Origin of the sequence: Agriterribacter humi (genome assembly GCF_009192765.1) — a bacterium.
Lineage (GTDB): Bacteria > Bacteroidota > Bacteroidia > Chitinophagales > Chitinophagaceae > Agriterribacter > Agriterribacter humi.
Window position 1 is genome coordinate 71262 of sequence record NZ_VOHQ01000012.1, and the last position, 16236, is coordinate 87497.

Sequence of the window (16236 nt, forward strand, 5' to 3'; positions counted from 1 at the left end):
TTCAGTTGGATTTTTTTGGCCGGGCTATTAAAATAACAGTATGGACTTACAGCCTTTTTCGGCGCCCGCTCAATTTAATTATCTTTGCCACCGCTTTGTTAATTGGTATTGAAATTGAAAAAGAAGTAATCATTATATGACCATCAGTTACAACTGGCTTTGCGAATACCTTCCGGTAAATATTACACCCGAAAAATTAGCTGTTATATTAACCTCATTAGGACTGGAAGTAGAAAATTTTGAACAGACCGAACCGGTGAAGGGAGGATTAAAAGGCCTGGTTATAGGGCAGGTACTGGAAACAGAAAAACATCCCAATGCCGATAAACTCCGGTTAACCAGGGTAGATACAGGCGCAGAAAAACCTTTACAGATTGTATGCGGCGCGCCAAATGTAGCTGCTGGTCAAAAAGTGGTGGTAGCACCTGTGGGCTCTACTATTTACCCATATAAGGCAGATCCGGTTACCATGAAAGCAGCAATAATACGGGGTATAGAAAGCTATGGAATGATTTGCGCTGAAGACGAATTAGGACTTGGTAACAACCACGATGGCATAATGGTTTTGCCGGATGATGCAATGCCCGGTGCCGCCGCAGCCGATTATTTTAAATTGCAGAGCGACTGGATTTATGAAATAGGACTTACCCCTAACCGTATGGATGCCATGAGCCACCTGGGTGTTGCCAAAGATGTATGCGCTTATTTAAGCGTTCATGACAAAAAAAATTACCCGGTTAAGTACCCATACAGCAACAATTTTAAAAAAGACAGGCAGGGTGATATTATTGAAGTAAAAATAGAAAACAAAACAGCCTGTGAACGCTATAGCGGCGTACGCATAGAAAATGTAACCATTAAAGAAAGCCCGGAATGGTTACAACAGCGTATCAGGTCAGTAGGGCTGCGGCCCATCAGCAATATAGTAGATATTACTAATTTCATTTTACACGAAACAGGCCAACCCCTGCATGCCTTTGATGCAGACCAGATAAAAGGAAATACTGTAATTGTAAAGAACCTTCCTGAAGGCACCCCCTTTATCACCTTAGATGAAAAAGAACGAAAGCTCCACGGCGATGACCTGATGATATGTAACGGCAACGGAGAACCCATGTGTTTTGGAGGCGTGTTTGGAGGCTTACATAGTGGCGTAACCGCCGATACCAAAAATATTTTCTTAGAAAGCGCCTGGTTTAATCCTGTTACCATCCGCAAAACATCCTTCCGCCATAATTTACGTACCGATGCAGCCGCTCGTTTCGAAAAGGGAGTAGATATCAGCAATACGGTAACCGTGCTAAAAAGGTCAGCGCTACTGATAAAAGAACTGGCCGGGGGAGAAATTGCATCGGATATTACAGATGTGTACCCTGCTCCCAAAGAAAAAAAGCAGGTTATTCTTACATATCATTATCTCAAAAAGTTAAGTGGCAAAAGTTATCACCCCGATACCGTAAAAAAAATACTTACTCATTCAGGCTTTGAGATGATCCAGGAAGATATTGATAAAATAAGGGTGGCGGCCCCTTTCAGCAAGCCCGATATTGAATTACCTGCAGATATTGTGGAAGAAGTGATGCGCATTGACGGCTATGATAATGTAGATATTCCGGGTAGCATCACCATAAGCCCTTCTGTAGAGACCATTGCTTACCAAACAGCATTAAAAGAAAAGGTAGCCAATTACCTGGCGGGGAATGGTTTTAATGAAATATTCACCAACTCCATCACCAACAGTGCCTATTTTGACGATGCCACATTGAATACTTCCGTAAAAATGCTCAACAGCCTGAGCGCTGAATTAAATATTATGCGTCCCTCCATGCTTGAAACAGGGCTGGAGTGCCTGGTACATAATATTAACCGTAAAAACCATAACCTCCGTTTATTTGAATTTGGGAAAACCTATCATACCAGCGGCGTTGGACAATACGAAGAAAAGGAGAAATTATGCCTGTATATTACGGGAATGACAAAGGAAGCATCATGGAAAACCAAAGAAGACAAAAGTGATTTTTATTACCTGAAAGGAATTACAGAAAGCATTTTGCAGGCTGCAGGACTTACCCTGTACAAGGTTCAGCCGGTCACTGTTAATTACCTGCAATATGGTATACAGGTAATAATTGATAATGATATAATTATAAAATTAGGACTGGCAGACGCATCTGCTGTAAAACGTTTTGATATTAAACAACAGGTATGGTATGCTGAACTGGAATGGGAAAAGGTATGTGATTATGCCTCCCGTCAAAAATCGGGCTATACCGAAATTACGAAATTCCCGGCTGTTCAACGCGACCTTGCAATTGTTGTGGACAAACAGCTTGCCTATGAAAAGGTGGAGCAGGCTGTTAAAAATACAGGCATACAAAAACTACAGTCCATAAAACTATTTGATGTATTTGAAAGTGATAAACTGGGCGCAGGAAAAAAGTCTTTTGCAGTAAACTTTACTTTTTTGGACAAAGAAAAAACCCTCACTGACACTGAAATTGATAGCATGATGCAAAAGATCATGCATACCTTTGAGCAGGAGCTATCGGCAGAAATAAGAAAATAAAATGTATCATATTGTTGTGTTTTTATGAGCCATCTTAACGAAGATATCAGCCGTATAAATGAAAAGTTGCAGTTATTGCTAAAACAATATTATGCGCTGCAAAAAGAAAATGACAGGTTAAGGGAGGATCTGGAACAAAAAAAGACCGGGGAAAAAGAGATGAAGGAGAAAGCTGCATGGCTACAACAGCAGGTGGAGATAGCAAAAATCTCCTCAGGACAGGCGGGACAGGAAGTTAAATCTGAACTGGAGAAACGCATCAATACATACATTAAGGAAATAGATCAATGTATTGCTTTGCTTGCGAATCAATAGTTAAATTCTTTTTACCAGGCGCATTAACTGCTCCTCTTTTCCACCTGAAAGTTCGAGCGTATATACACCGTATGGTAAATCATTAAGCCCGTTCCAGCAAAAAGATTTTTGTGCAGGTTCCACTTCGGTTTCGAACATGCTGCAAACTTTTCCTTTATCATCCTTAAGCACAGCCCTTAACGAGGAAGCAGTAGCATCACTTAACTCAAAGATCAGCGTATCTATAAATACAAGGGATTTTAGTTTTGCAAGCATCATGGAAGGTTTTTCGGTTTTAGATTCAGGGATAATCATTGTATCAATAGTTTGAAATTATTTTTAACATAACGAAAGAAAATCAATTAACTGTTGATAAAGTGTGAATAAAAATAACATTAATATTCAGCATATGCAAACACTCATAGCTATCAACATAGGTATTGGCGACAGAACCTACAGAATTAAAGTAGCTCCTGAAGATGAAGAACAGGTAAGAAAAACCATCAAAATCATTAATGATAAGATCATAGAATATAAAACTGAGTTTGCCGGTAAGGATATGCAGGACTATGTATCTATGGTATTGCTGTGGTATGCAACCCAGCTACAGAGCGGGAAATCAACGGTTTTGGAAAAGAACCTTACAGAAGCGCTCGCAAAAATGGAAGGACAACTGAATAAAACACTTGGACTGTAAGCCACCTGCCCGAAGGAATACGTCATTACTGACTGGCTTCCATTTTAACAGGAATTACTGTCTATAAGGCTTTGTTTATTTTATCAAACATCAAACAAAAAATCTATCCCGACATGATAAAATCAGCCAAAAGCTTCATCCGGAAATAAAGATTGCTCATCATAAGCGTGATATTATTTTTTACTTCTTTTATTGAGCCGCTATTCAATCTTTTAATATTCCTGAGCTCAATTATTTTTTCATCAATCTTATCCGCCAGTTTTTCGGCATTCCAGCCGATGTATTTTTTGTTTCTTTCATCATGTATATGATGCATTTCAATTTTACCGGGGTTCAGTTTTTTAAAAGTGAAATTATTCTTTACCGCATCCTGGAAGGCATCATTACTGAGCAGATCAATAATAGTGTCATAAGATGAATTGTTCAGGAATCCATTGCTAAAAACGTTGAGGTTATTACGCAACTCTTTTATGAGTTGCTTTTTATGAATATTATTGGTTTGCGCCTTTTTATTGAGAAAGGCAATGAGATCACGCAGGGGTGTAATGCCAGATTTAAGCCATTCCATTTCCATCAACTAAAATTAATCGTTTTCACTAAATATTCATCTCCGGCATCACCCTAATGGATAGAAAGAAAGATGCAAACCATTACAACGATTCAAATACCTGTCAGCAGTTAAGGGGTAACAGAGTGGATCAACTGCCCGTTTGAATCATACTCGTCAGTTGAAATCAACATTCCTTCTGCGGAATAATTCTTCCAGGTTCCTGAAAAAAGCCCTTTATCATATACACCCTTACTCTTTATGCGTCCATCTTCATAATAGTAAATAGCCTGACCATCAAACCGTCCCTGGCTATCGGGCAACAACTTTGCCTTTAACTGCCCGTTCGTATAATACTCTGCATAGGCCGTACGAACATTTTTATGAAATTGCACAAACCCCGTTATACGACCGGCAGTATCTTTCATTATTTTTGAAACAATGCTGTCGCCTCCCGTATAATATTGTTCAGCGCTATAAAATTCCCCCGCTCCTATTGTCCTTGTGAAGCCTGTGTCGCTGTTGCGGCGTATGGAATCAAAGAATGCGGTATCCACTTTAATGATCTGTACGACTGCGTCCTTTTTTGTGCCTTTACAGGCAATACCCATGATCACTATTGCAGCAATGGACATAAAAATTCTCATAAATAAAAGTATAAAAAAGCAGCCCCATAAAAGGCTGCTTATCATTAGCGGTAAGGTTTTAATTTTAATTGACAAAAGAAGTCCAGCCTTTCCACCAGTCGCCTTCGGGTGTGCCCGCAACACCTACAGCACCCCGGAATGTAACAGGAGTAAATCCGGTTGCTATCTTAGCATGCGTGAAGCTGGCAGCATTCAGCAAGGGCGAGCCGGCCTGCGGGGTAAAATCGGGGTTTGAATAATTAAATACGTCGGCCAGTTTTACTTCAGCATTTTCAGCCAATATCGCATTATCATGGGCAGTGGTACCAAACCAGTTGGCAACATCCGTATTTGTCCACCCCGTTGCTGTTCCCGTATTATCGGCAAATTTGGTGGGCGTTGCACAGCCCGCTATGGTTGTATTTTGCACTACCAGTTTGCCTGCCGTAATGTTACCCTGAACAGGTGTTCCTTTACTGGCATCAATCAGCAATCCTGTAGGCCAACCCATTATCACAGAATTGAAAATAGAAGTACTGGTATTCCTTCTCAATTGTGCTGCTGCATTATATAAACTATTACCAATATTAGTTGTTTTCTCTCGGGGGCCTATAGCCGTTATATTGCTGAATACCGGCGCCGTTTGAGGAGTTAAATCACTGCCATTGGCATCGTTATCACTTTCAAATGCTTCCACTTTTGAAATGTCGGCACGCGATGAATCTCTTAATACAATGCCAAACTGCACATTACCCCGGTACCCATTATCGCTGTCAAAATCATCATCCAAAGTTTTATAGGCAATTAAATGACTGCAGTTTACCGCACCGCCAAACCATTCAAATGCATCGTCTAATGCGTAGCTCACCTGCACATAATCAATAGTAGTACCATTGCCTACCCCACCTAATGTTAATGAATTCAATTCTTTGTCGGGCAAAAAAGCGTATCCTGCATATTCTATGCGCACATATTGCAGCGATCCTGAATTATCCGCGTCATCGGCACCGCCATACAATCCCAATCCATCTGCGTTGTTAACGCCACCTTCGATTTCACCAATACCTGCAGCGCCATTAAAGGAATTGTTGGTTTTTGCACGTCCCAGCATTACAATACCACCCCAGTCGCCCGAAGAAGGTGTTGCAGCATCCGATGTAAACACAATAGGCTTTTCTTTTGTTCCGTTAGCGATTAGTTTAGTGCCGCGGGTAATGATCAATGCGCCGCGGGTAGATCTTTCTCCTTCTACCCTTGCGCCTGCTTCAATCGTTAATGTAGCGCCATCAACCACATATACTATTCCCCTCAGTTTATATGTTGTTCCTTCTTTCAGGGTTCTGTCTGCGTTAATCTTACCCGAAAGAATAGTAGTTTCTCCCGGTGTACCACCATCATCTCCTTTAATGCTACCGTCAACTTCAATTTTACGGCAACCGGCAGTTATCAGTACTCCCAGAACTGCAAATGCTAATATCTTTTTCATAATCCTTTATTTATTGATTTTTATAATGTGCAATTTTTATTTAATGGTATATCCAAAAGAAATGCTGAAAGAAGTTCCATAATTTCTGCTTATAGCTACTACATCCGTGGAACCCAGTTTCAGATTTTTATTTTCATCTACATCGTGATAGAAGTAGGCTCTTTTATTGAATATGTCGGATATGTTCAACCGTATATCTCCCTTTCCCTTCAATACTTTTTTGGCTATTTGAAAATCAAGAAGCGGACGCGGGTTTTCCCATATTTCGGGCACCTGCTCATTTCCCACATATAAAATCCTGCGACCGATCTGGTTAAACAAAAGTGTTGTACTTATTCCTGCTTTTTCTATATCGTACTGAAGTGAAGCATTGACAACATAAGGAGATTGACCCTGCATGGGCCTGTCAATTTTAACATTGGGGTCATTGACTTTATTAAAGATGTAGGAAAGATTTGCCTGTAACGTAAAATTTCTCAATGCACTGGCGAAATCCAGCTTCTTTCGAAAATCAAATTCAATTCCATAACCTGTTGCTTCCTGTGCATTCAAAAAATTAAAAGTATTGGTAGCTACACCGGACTGATTAAAATATAACTCTATAGGATTTTTAAAATACTTATAGAACACACCTAAGGTTACCATTTCTCCTGCACGCGGATACAATTCATATCTCAGGTCAACATTGGTTACTTTGGTTCGTTTAAGGGAACTGGAGCCGATAACCGCCGCGCCTAATTCAAAATCGTAGAAGGCAAAATTGGTAAGTTCACGAAACTCAGGACGAATAATGGTTTGGGAACCCGATAAACGGATATTTGTTTTGGAGTTCAGCTCAAAAGTAAAATTAATAGCGGGAAGCAGATCGCTTTGTTTAATATGTGCATGGCGTTCATCATTTTGTTTTACGCTGCCTACCAACTGGTCAAAATGCTCATACCTTGCGCCCCACACCACTCTTAACCACGAACTGAATTGATTATCAAACTGAAGATACCCGGCATTCAAAATGCTATTGGCCATATACCGGTATTGCTTGCCGATAATTTCATCAAACTTAAATTTTCGCTGATCGCCTGCATCAAAATTTGCTTCATTAAATACATGATCTTCATCCTGCAAACGCAATGGAGAAGTTCCGTCTACAAGATATATAGAGAACGGCCTTGAATCAAAAAGCCTGTCTTTTACCTGGAAGAGATAGCCCGCTTTTATGGTTTGGCTCTGCTCAAAAAGCCTGAACCGCTTTGTTATATCTCCGCCTGCATTATAGATATAGTCGGACAACATAGAATAAAATACGCTACCTGTTTTTTGAGATTTTGATTCGCCGATCAGTAAATTATAAGGGGCGCCGGGTTCCTGCTTTGATTGATTGTACTGCACGCGACGCTGCTGGGGTATATACCCATCAAGAATATTAAAACTGCCATACCAGTTAATTTTAGTACCCAGCGATGCGATATTGTGCTCTCCCGTAAGCTGGGTATTAAAGAACGTATTAGAACGAAACGCCAGTTCCCTGGCACGGATATTTTCCCCCAATACAGGATCCTGCTCATAATCAATGCCGGTTCTTAAGGTAGTATAATCCGAAGCATTTACATTGAGTATGTTTTTAAAACTGATTTTATTATTCCTGTTCAGCTTTATTGAAAAGTTCGCCAGCACACCTGCCAATACATCGGTACTGTATTTATGACTATTATAATCAAATAGCAATGAACCCTGGTTATTATTAAAACTATAGAACCCATTATCAAAATCCATGTTCCGGCTGGAACGGCTATAGGTTAGTCCAATGATCGCTCCAAAATCTTTTTTGAAAAGCCTGGTATTAAATCCGCCATTCAGTTGGAAAGATGCATTGATAGGGGCTTTGCCCTTGTGCACAGACCAATTGGTGGCTATGCTTTTGGCCAGGTCTGTTTTTCCCGCATCAGGTAATTCCTGGAAATTGGTTTTGGTGGGAAAATGACCGGGTAATGCCCTTGTTCCATCGTCAACTCCTAACCAGTCGGTGGTCCCTCCATTATATGTATAAAAATCTTTGCCGATCGTTTGCGTATTAAACCCGGTACCAACCTGCACAGAAAGAAAATTGGAAGAGGGAATATCTTTAGTATTTACCTGCACCAGCCCTCCCGCCCATTCACCGGGATATTCGGGAACAAAGGCTTTGTTAATAATGATATTATCAATCATAGATGAAGGGAAAATATCAAAGGAAAAGGTTTTTCTGTCTGGCTCGGTAGTAGATAATTGTACCCCGTTTAAAAGCGCCGTATTATACCTGTCGCTTAACCCGCGAACAATAAGATATTTTCCTTCCTGTATACTGGCTCCGGGAATTCTTTTCAGCACTTCCCCTGTGTTTTTATCGGGCGAGCGTCGAATGCTCTCCGCCGAAATAACAGAAGCAACGGTATTTGTATTTTTTTGAAATGCGATAATTGAATTTACCGTTTCTCTCCGGGCGTTGGTTCTGCTGCCAGTAACAACAACCGCTTCCAAATCCTTTGCTGCCGTCTCTATTATAATATTCAATTCGTTTGCGTTGCCTTCCGCCACTTCTACTTCAGCAATATGCTTCTCTGCATAACCCACTGCAGAAATAATTAATCCATATGTTTTGTTGGGCGAAAGATGCAGCGTATAGCGGCCTTCTATATCCGTAATGGTTCCTCCGGGCACTCCGGAAATTTTGACAGATGCGCCCGGAACGGGTTCGTTTTTTTCATTTACCACCTTGCCTGCTAACGGTATGGTTTGCGCATGAACAAATAAAAAGGATAGCATGAAAATAAATACGGCACAACTTCTAAGCATAATTTGCATACCTGAATTTTCGGCAAAGAAATGCTTCCGGTGTTAACCCATAATTACGGCAACGTTAACAATATATAGCCCAGGTATTACCATAATGTTAATGAGGTGCATAAAATGTGGAACAAAAACAGGCATGTTAAGAAATTATTAACTCTCGAAATCAGGGGTGGGCAGAAAATGATACCTTTACTTTTGCCCAAAGTTTCTGTTATGATCAATTCTATAATGAAGATCTTTTTACCTAAGGACCGGGTTTTTTACCAACTCTTTGAAGAAGTTGCCGTTAAAGTACTGGAAATGGCAAGGAAATTAAAAGAAGTGGTGCACGAACCGGATTACGATAAAAGGTCAGCGATAGCTTCCCAGATTGAAGAACTTGAACATGTAAATGATGACCTTACCCATAAGATATTTACGGAATTAGGCAGAAATTTCATCACCCCTTTCGACCGGGAGGATATCCATTATCTCGCTTCTGCCTTAGATGATATAGCTGATTATATTTTTGCTTCATCCAAAAAAATTAAATTTTACCGCGTTAATCCCAATGACCAGGGCATGCAAAAATTCGCGGAACTGATTGTTCAGGCATGCGAACATATTAAAACGGCGGTGCATGAATTACGCGACATGAAAAACCTTCGCCAGATAACAGAATCGCTGGTAAAAATAAACAGCATCGAAAACCAGGCAGATGATATATTTGATATGAGCATTGAGCGCTTATTTGCTACCGAGCCGGATGCTAAAGAAGTAATAAAGAAAAGAGAGATTTACCAGGCCATGGAAATAGCAACAGACAAATGTGAAGATGCCGCCAATGTAATCGAATCTATTATAGTTAAATATGCATAATGTTTGAGAATTTGAAACTTTCAGATCTCCTCATTACCAGATTTTCAAACCAGGATGTATGACCTTATTAGTTGTAATTATCATTCTAGCTTTGCTTTTTGATTATATTAACGGGTTTCATGACGCCGCCAACTCAATAGCCACTATTGTTTCCACTAAAGTGCTCACTCCTTTCCAGGCAGTGCTTTGGGCAGCTTTGTTCAACTTTGTAGCATTCTTTATTTTTAAAGATCATGGCGTAGCAAATACCATAGCCAAAACCGTAAAGGAAAGCTATATTACGCTCCAGGTGGTACTGGCAGGTTTGTCGGCCGCCATTATATGGAATCTCATTACCTGGTGGTTTGGGATACCTTCCTCTTCTTCACATACGTTAATTGGCGGATTTACAGGCGCGGCTATTGCCCATGCAGGCTTTTATGCTGTAAATGCCGCCCCGGTTTTGCAGATTGTAGCATTTATTTTTTTAGCGCCGCTTGTAGGAATGATTATGGCGTTTATCATTTCACTATGGTTTATTCATTCTTTCCAAAAAAGTATTTGGCCTAAGTTGTTTTCTATAGCCATTATAGTGATTACGATAGTAACGCTTTCCCAAATCATGGAATTCGATCCGGCTAAATTAAAATCACACTACGATGGTTATATCATGAAGGTGATTTTTCATTCACACAACTTTAAGCTGGTGCTACTCGCCTGTATCATATTCATAATGTGCATATTTACGCTTTACCTGAGTAAGTTAAACGCTCACCGGTCTACTGTGTGGTTTAAACGACTGCAATTGGTTTCTTCTGCTGCGTTTAGTATAGGTCATGGTGGCAATGATGCACAAAAAGTAATGGGTATTATTACTGTTGCTCTCATTTCGCATGGCAGTATCCAATCTTTTGATGAAATGCCGTTCTGGGTTCCTATAGCCTGCTATACAGCAATAGCATTGGGTACATTAAGCGGGGGATGGAAAATAGTAAAAACCATGGGCAGCCGTATTACCAAGGTAACACCCTTTGAAGGTGTTGCCGCTGAAACAGCAGGCGCCATTACGCTTTTTGTTACCGAGCACCTTAAAATACCGGTAAGCACCACCCATACCATTGCAGGGGCTATAATGGGTGTGGGAGCCACTAAGCGGCTATCGGCCGTACGCTGGGGCGTTACCGTTAACCTGCTTTGGGCATGGATCATAACCATACCTATAAGTGCGCTCATGGCAGCCATCATATACTGGCTCTCGCATTTCTTTTTTTGATTTTTAATCTGCTATACTTTAACCCGAAGTGGGTAACTTCGCCCGGGGTAAAAACCGGGTTATCACAGCCTTTAATTTTCGTATTCTGTTCAGGTGAAGCATGGCTGCACAGAATTTTTAGAAAAAGACGAAAAAGCGCTGTCCGGTGGCGTTTGAGGTACAATATGTTATTCTATAAACAGATCATTATTTTTCAAATGAAAGGAATTATTTTGGCGGGTGGATCGGGCACAAGATTGCATCCAATTACTTATGCGATCAGCAAGCAAATTATGCCGGTTTACGACAAACCCATGATCTATTACCCCTTATCAACCCTTATGCTGGCAGGCATCAGGGAAGTGCTCATCATTTCTACACCACATGATCTGCCCAACTTTAAAAAATTATTTGGAGACGGCAGCCATTTAGGACTGCAGTTCTCCTATGCCGAACAGGCAATACCCAACGGGCTTGCCCAGGCATTTGTAATAGGGGAAACATTTATAGGCAAAGAAAAAGTGGCGCTTGTATTGGGTGATAATATCTTTTATGGAAGCGGCTTGGGCCGCACCTTAAGCAATAATATTGATCCCGATGGCGGAATAGTATATGCTTACCAGGTAAGCGATCCGGAACGATATGGAGTGGTAGATTTTGATGAAACGATGAAGGCGCTTTCTATCGAAGAAAAACCGGTAAAGCCTAAAAGCAATTATGCAGTGCCGGGGTTGTATTTCTACGACAACGAAGTAATAAATATTGCTAAAAGTTTAAAGCCTTCCCCACGAGGAGAATATGAAATTACAGATGTGAACAAGGAATATCTGCGCAGGGGCAACCTAAAAGTATCGGTATTAGACAGGGGAACTGCATGGTTGGATACAGGAACATTCGATTCACTGATGCAGGCTTCCTTATTTGTACAGGTAATTGAACAGAGGCAGGGCATAAAAATTGCCTGCATAGAAGAAATTGCATATATAAAGGGGTTTATAAATAAGGAACAATTATTGAAAATAGCGGAACCCCTGATGAAAAGTGGTTATGGCGAATATCTTCTGAACTTAGTATCTTGAATTAAATTTTATAACAGCTATGAAAAAAATTCTGGTAACAGGTGGTTGTGGCTATATAGGATCGCACACTATTGTTGACCTGGTTGAAAACGGGTTCGACATCATTTCCGTTGATAATAATTCGCGATCCTCTGAGCGTTTGCTGGAAGGCATCGAAAAGATAACCGGCAAAAAAGTAAAAAACTACAAGGTAGACCTTTGCGACTTTAATGATACCAATGCCATTTTTGAAGAAAATGAGGATATAGCCGGTATCATTCACTTTGCCGCGTATAAAGCTGTAGGGGAATCGGTGGAAAAACCCTTGCTTTATTTTGAAAACAACCTCGTTTCACTGATCAACCTTTTGAAATGCGTTGAATTTTTCAAAATCCCTTATTTCGTTTTTTCTTCGTCCTGCACGGTGTATGGGAATCCCGATCATATACCGGTAACAGAAACCACACCTACCAAAGCTGCAGAATCACCGTATGGGTATACCAAGCAAATGGGGGAACAAATCATTGGCGAATTTTCGCACGTCAATGACACTGCATGTGTTTTATTGCGCTATTTCAATCCCGCAGGCGCCCACCCATCCGCGCTCATAGGAGAGTTACCTATTGATAAACCGCAGAATCTTGTTCCCGTTATTACGCAATCCGCCATTGGCAAATTACCCGGCATTACGGTATTTGGCAATAATTACCCTACACGCGATGGATCTTGCGTAAGAGATTTTATACATGTAAGCGACCTGGCCCATGCCCATACGCTGGCGCTCCAGTATTTGATAGATAAGAAAAACAAAAGCAATCCTGAAATATTTAACCTTGGCACAGGTTCGGGTATTACCGTACTGGAAACGATTCAGGCATTTGAAAAAGTAACGGGTATTCCTTTGAATTATACCATTGGCGCTAACCGTCCGGGCGATGTGGTTGCTATTTATGCCAATAATGATAAAGCCAGACAACAACTGGGCTGGCAACCCGAATTTAACCTGGAAGACATTTTGGGAACCGCCTGGAAATGGGAACAAAAGCTTAAAGAGGATGAAAAATTGTTTACAGGAAAAAATATCCAGTTAAATTAATCCATTATTTTGCGGCATAAAATATACGAATAAAATCATGTTAAAAGACATACAGGTAACCGGGCAAAAAGATACAAGAAGCGGATTTGGAGATGGCATTTATGAATTAGGCAAAAAAAATCCAAATGTGGTGGCACTTACTGCCGACCTCGCAGGCTCATTAAAATTGAATGCATTTATTAAAGATTTTCCCGATCGTTTTATACAATGTGGCATAGCAGAAGCCAATATGATAGGCATAGCTGCCGGATTAACCATTGGCGGTAAAATTCCCTTTACTACTACTTTTGCCAATTTTTCCACAGGCAGGGTGTACGACCAGATCCGCCAGTCGGTGGCCTATTCCGGAAAGAATGTAAAAATATGCGCTTCACATGCCGGGTTAACCCTGGGAGAAGATGGCGCCACACACCAGATATTAGAAGATATAGGCATGATGAAAATGGTGCCGGGTATGACTGTTATCGTGCCTTGCGATTATAATCAAACCAAAGCTGCCACACTTGCCATAGCAGATTATGTGGGTCCTGTATATCTCCGCTTTGGCAGACCCGTATGGCCGATATTTACGAAAGCTGATGAAAAGTTTGAGATCGGTAAAGCTCAGTATTTCTCACAGGGCAGTGATGTTGCCATTTTTGCCTGCGGCCACATGGTATGGAAGGCTATTGAAGCAGGAATATTACTGGAAGAAAAAGGAATAAGTACCGAAGTTGTGAATATACACACCATAAAACCTTTAGATGAAGAAGCTGTATTAACCACCCTACGCAAAACAAAATGTGCAGTAACGGCAGAAGAACATAATATTATTGGCGGATTGGGTGATGCGATAGGACAGGTGGCCGCCGGACATTTCCCCGTTCCTATTGAATATGTGGGTACCAAAGATACATTTGGCGAAAGTGGCAAGCCCCTTGAGCTATTAAAAAAATACGGGCTTGATACTCCTGATATTGTTGCCGCGGCGGAAAAAGTGCTGAAGCGGAAATAAGGCATTTAAAATTTAACCCAGGTATGGCAATTAATCGTGCTGATGATATTTTGTTACTGCAGGAATTCCGCATACCCGCTACCAGGGAGAAAGCTTTTACCAGTATTATAAAAAAGTACCAGGAAAAACTGTACTGGCATATACGCCGTATGGTCATTCACCACGAAGATGCCAATGACGTTTTACAAAATGTGTTCATTAAAGTATGGAACGGGCTCGATAACTTCCGCGAAGATGCGCAACTCTATACCTGGCTGTACCGGATTGCTACCAACGAATCGCTGACTTACCTCGAACAGCAAAAGAAGAAATCTTCAGTATCTATTGACAATGAAGGCAGTATAGCCAGCCAACTGAAAGCCGACAAGGATTTTGATGCAAACAAAATAGAATGGAAATTGCAATTGGCCATCCAGGAACTACCTGAAAAACAGCGCCTCGTATTTAACCTGCGTTATTACGATGAGATGCCCTACGAAGAAATGAGCAGGGTACTTGATACCTCGGAAGGTGCATTAAAAGCCAGCTATCATCACGCAGTGAAAAAGATAGAAGACTTTATTTTAAATCATTAAACCTTCCACATATAACGTAGTCTTAACATTTAATGAAACGTAATTCGGACATAGAGAAAGAATTAAAAGAGATCAGCCCGGTCCTATCTGAAATTAAAAACAATACCGTTTTTAAAGTGCCGCCTGGATATTTTGAAGCTTTACCCGAAAAACTATTAAGGCTGGCAAAAGAAAATAAAGTGGACAATGGTTTGTCGCCAGATGAGGAAATTCAAGCATTATCACCTCTTATTGCATCATTAAAAAATAAACCGGCATTCAATATTCCTGCTGGTTATTTCGATACACTTCCTCAAAGCATTACAGAAAAACTGGATGAAACAAAAAAAGAAGCCCCCGTTTTTCAAATTAATACCCGCTTTAAAAGCAGGAACCGGGGATGGTGGAAATATGCTGCAGCCGCCGCCATAACCGGGGTTATTGCAGTAAGCACATTGTTTTTTTGGAATAATACACAGGATAATAATAGCAGCCATACCCTGTCATCTACCGGAAATGATAAACAACAGCCTGTGTTAATACAGCTACCCGAGGTTTCCGATATTGACCTGGCAGGCTATCTTTCAGCCGTACCCGAAACACCGGAATGGGTTTCAGAAAACGATGCTGATACGGAATTTGTAGATATTGTTTTTTTAAAGATGGATGATTCAAACCTGGGAAATATGCTTATGGATATACCCTACGAAGCGCTCCGCAATTATGAGGAAGATATTTCTGGTAGAGAGGTATCTTTCTAAAAAGAGGCAGTATTTTTAGCTAACAGCTTTTTAAATTTTCAATATTATACCATAACATATAGATATTATTACTATAACTAACGGTTTTCTTAAAACTTTTCTATTAAAATAAAAAAATTAAATATTTTTTTCCGTGAAAAAAATTTTTTTACTTTTTGGATTTATTACATTTGCAACCTTGCTAACGAACGGACAAGAAGTTGCAGACTCCGGAAACGGCAGAGAGAAAATAAAAATGCTTGAAATTGGGTATCTCACCAGGGAATTGCAACTCTCTTCAAATGAAGCCGAAAAATTTTGGCCGCTGTTTAATAAATACCGAAAAGAATTAAGGGCTGTTATAAAGGATAAGAATATTAATGATGCCCTTGAGAAACAACAAAAAGCCCTGGATATAAGGAAAAAATACAGGAAGGATTTTCGCAGTATTTTGGATGAAGAAAGGGGGCGAAAAGTATATGAGGCGGAAGACAGATTTAAGACTATGGTGCGCAGGGAAATGCAGCAAAGAATAAAAGCTAGGCAGAACGGCGGATCACAACCCGGCAAGCACAAATGATTTTTTAAATACCGAATAATTACCTAATTTTAACTTGGTGTTTTTCATAGGTTAGCAACGGCTGGCTCTTTCTAGGGCTGGCC

General features: G+C 40.5%; 16 protein-coding genes. 11 read left to right on the plus strand and 5 right to left on the minus strand.

Annotated elements, in window-relative coordinates; translation table 11 throughout:
• Positions 1-136 precede the first annotated feature (136 nt).
• A complete protein-coding gene (gene pheT, locus FRX45_RS18120; protein WP_152269885.1) occupies positions 137-2566 on the plus strand; it encodes a phenylalanine--tRNA ligase subunit beta in 2430 nt (809 codons plus the stop codon).
• A 24-nt stretch (positions 2567-2590) separates the two neighbouring features.
• Positions 2591-2881, plus strand: coding sequence for a hypothetical protein (locus FRX45_RS18125; RefSeq protein ID WP_152269886.1), 291 nt, complete (start codon positions 2591-2593; stop codon positions 2879-2881).
• Here FRX45_RS18125 and FRX45_RS18130 read toward each other — a convergent pair whose 3' ends face one another.
• Positions 2882-3175 (minus strand): hypothetical protein, encoded by a 294-nt coding sequence (locus FRX45_RS18130; RefSeq protein WP_152269887.1) that lies wholly within the window; start codon positions 3173-3175, stop codon positions 2882-2884. It lies immediately after the preceding gene.
• A 94-nt stretch (positions 3176-3269) separates the two neighbouring features.
• On the opposite strand from FRX45_RS18130, the gene FRX45_RS18135 reads away from it, so the two are divergent.
• The gene (locus tag FRX45_RS18135) at positions 3270-3557 is read left to right on the plus strand and encodes a cell division protein ZapA (protein ID WP_152269888.1); all 288 of its coding nucleotides are present in this window, start codon (positions 3270-3272) and stop codon (positions 3555-3557) included.
• A gap of 103 nt (positions 3558-3660) precedes the next feature.
• On the opposite strand, the gene FRX45_RS18140 is transcribed toward FRX45_RS18135, so the two are convergent.
• The 4 genes from FRX45_RS18140 to FRX45_RS18155 all read right to left on the minus strand — a co-directional run bounded on the left by FRX45_RS18140 (position 3661) and on the right by FRX45_RS18155 (position 9045).
• The gene (locus tag FRX45_RS18140) at positions 3661-4125 is read right to left on the minus strand and encodes a hypothetical protein (RefSeq protein ID WP_152269889.1); all 465 of its coding nucleotides are present in this window, start codon (positions 4123-4125) and stop codon (positions 3661-3663) included.
• A 110-nt stretch (positions 4126-4235) separates the two neighbouring features.
• Positions 4236-4751, minus strand: a complete 516-nt coding sequence (locus FRX45_RS18145; RefSeq protein ID WP_152269890.1) for a toxin-antitoxin system YwqK family antitoxin — start codon at positions 4749-4751, stop codon at positions 4236-4238.
• A gap of 64 nt (positions 4752-4815) precedes the next feature.
• Positions 4816-6216 (minus strand): hypothetical protein, encoded by a 1401-nt coding sequence (locus FRX45_RS18150; RefSeq protein WP_152269891.1) that lies wholly within the window; start codon positions 6214-6216, stop codon positions 4816-4818.
• A gap of 36 nt (positions 6217-6252) precedes the next feature.
• Positions 6253-9045, minus strand: coding sequence for a TonB-dependent receptor domain-containing protein (locus tag FRX45_RS18155; RefSeq protein WP_193311764.1), 2793 nt, complete (start codon positions 9043-9045; stop codon positions 6253-6255).
• A gap of 210 nt (positions 9046-9255) precedes the next feature.
• Here FRX45_RS18155 and FRX45_RS18160 point away from each other — a divergent pair, with 210 nt between their 5' ends.
• The 8 genes from FRX45_RS18160 to FRX45_RS18195 all read left to right on the plus strand — a co-directional run bounded on the left by FRX45_RS18160 (position 9256) and on the right by FRX45_RS18195 (position 16153).
• Complete coding sequence (locus tag FRX45_RS18160) at positions 9256-9900, plus strand: DUF47 domain-containing protein (RefSeq protein ID WP_226805445.1); 645 nt, start codon at positions 9256-9258, stop codon at positions 9898-9900.
• Positions 9901-9958: 58 nt separating this feature from the next.
• Positions 9959-11152 (plus strand): inorganic phosphate transporter, encoded by a 1194-nt coding sequence (locus tag FRX45_RS18165; protein WP_152269893.1) that lies wholly within the window; start codon positions 9959-9961, stop codon positions 11150-11152.
• Positions 11153-11316: 164 nt separating this feature from the next.
• On the plus strand, positions 11317-12210 hold the full coding sequence (gene rfbA / locus FRX45_RS18170) for a glucose-1-phosphate thymidylyltransferase RfbA (protein ID WP_449369417.1): 894 nt from the start codon (positions 11317-11319) through the stop codon (positions 12208-12210).
• 19 nt (positions 12211-12229) lie between these two features.
• On the plus strand, positions 12230-13285 hold the full coding sequence (gene galE, locus FRX45_RS18175; protein ID WP_152269895.1) for a UDP-glucose 4-epimerase GalE: 1056 nt from the start codon (positions 12230-12232) through the stop codon (positions 13283-13285).
• Positions 13286-13322: 37 nt separating this feature from the next.
• Positions 13323-14279: a transketolase family protein gene (locus FRX45_RS18180; RefSeq protein WP_193311765.1), complete on the plus strand. Its 957-nt coding sequence runs from the start codon at positions 13323-13325 to the stop codon at positions 14277-14279.
• 23 nt (positions 14280-14302) lie between these two features.
• Entirely contained in the window at positions 14303-14854 is a 552-nt protein-coding gene (locus tag FRX45_RS18185; protein WP_152269897.1) for an RNA polymerase sigma factor, read from the plus strand.
• A 32-nt stretch (positions 14855-14886) separates the two neighbouring features.
• The gene (locus tag FRX45_RS18190; RefSeq protein ID WP_152269898.1) at positions 14887-15594 is read left to right on the plus strand and encodes a hypothetical protein; all 708 of its coding nucleotides are present in this window, start codon (positions 14887-14889) and stop codon (positions 15592-15594) included.
• A 133-nt stretch (positions 15595-15727) separates the two neighbouring features.
• A complete protein-coding gene (locus FRX45_RS18195) occupies positions 15728-16153 on the plus strand; it encodes a hypothetical protein (RefSeq protein ID WP_152269899.1) in 426 nt (141 codons plus the stop codon).
• Positions 16154-16236 lie beyond the last annotated feature (83 nt).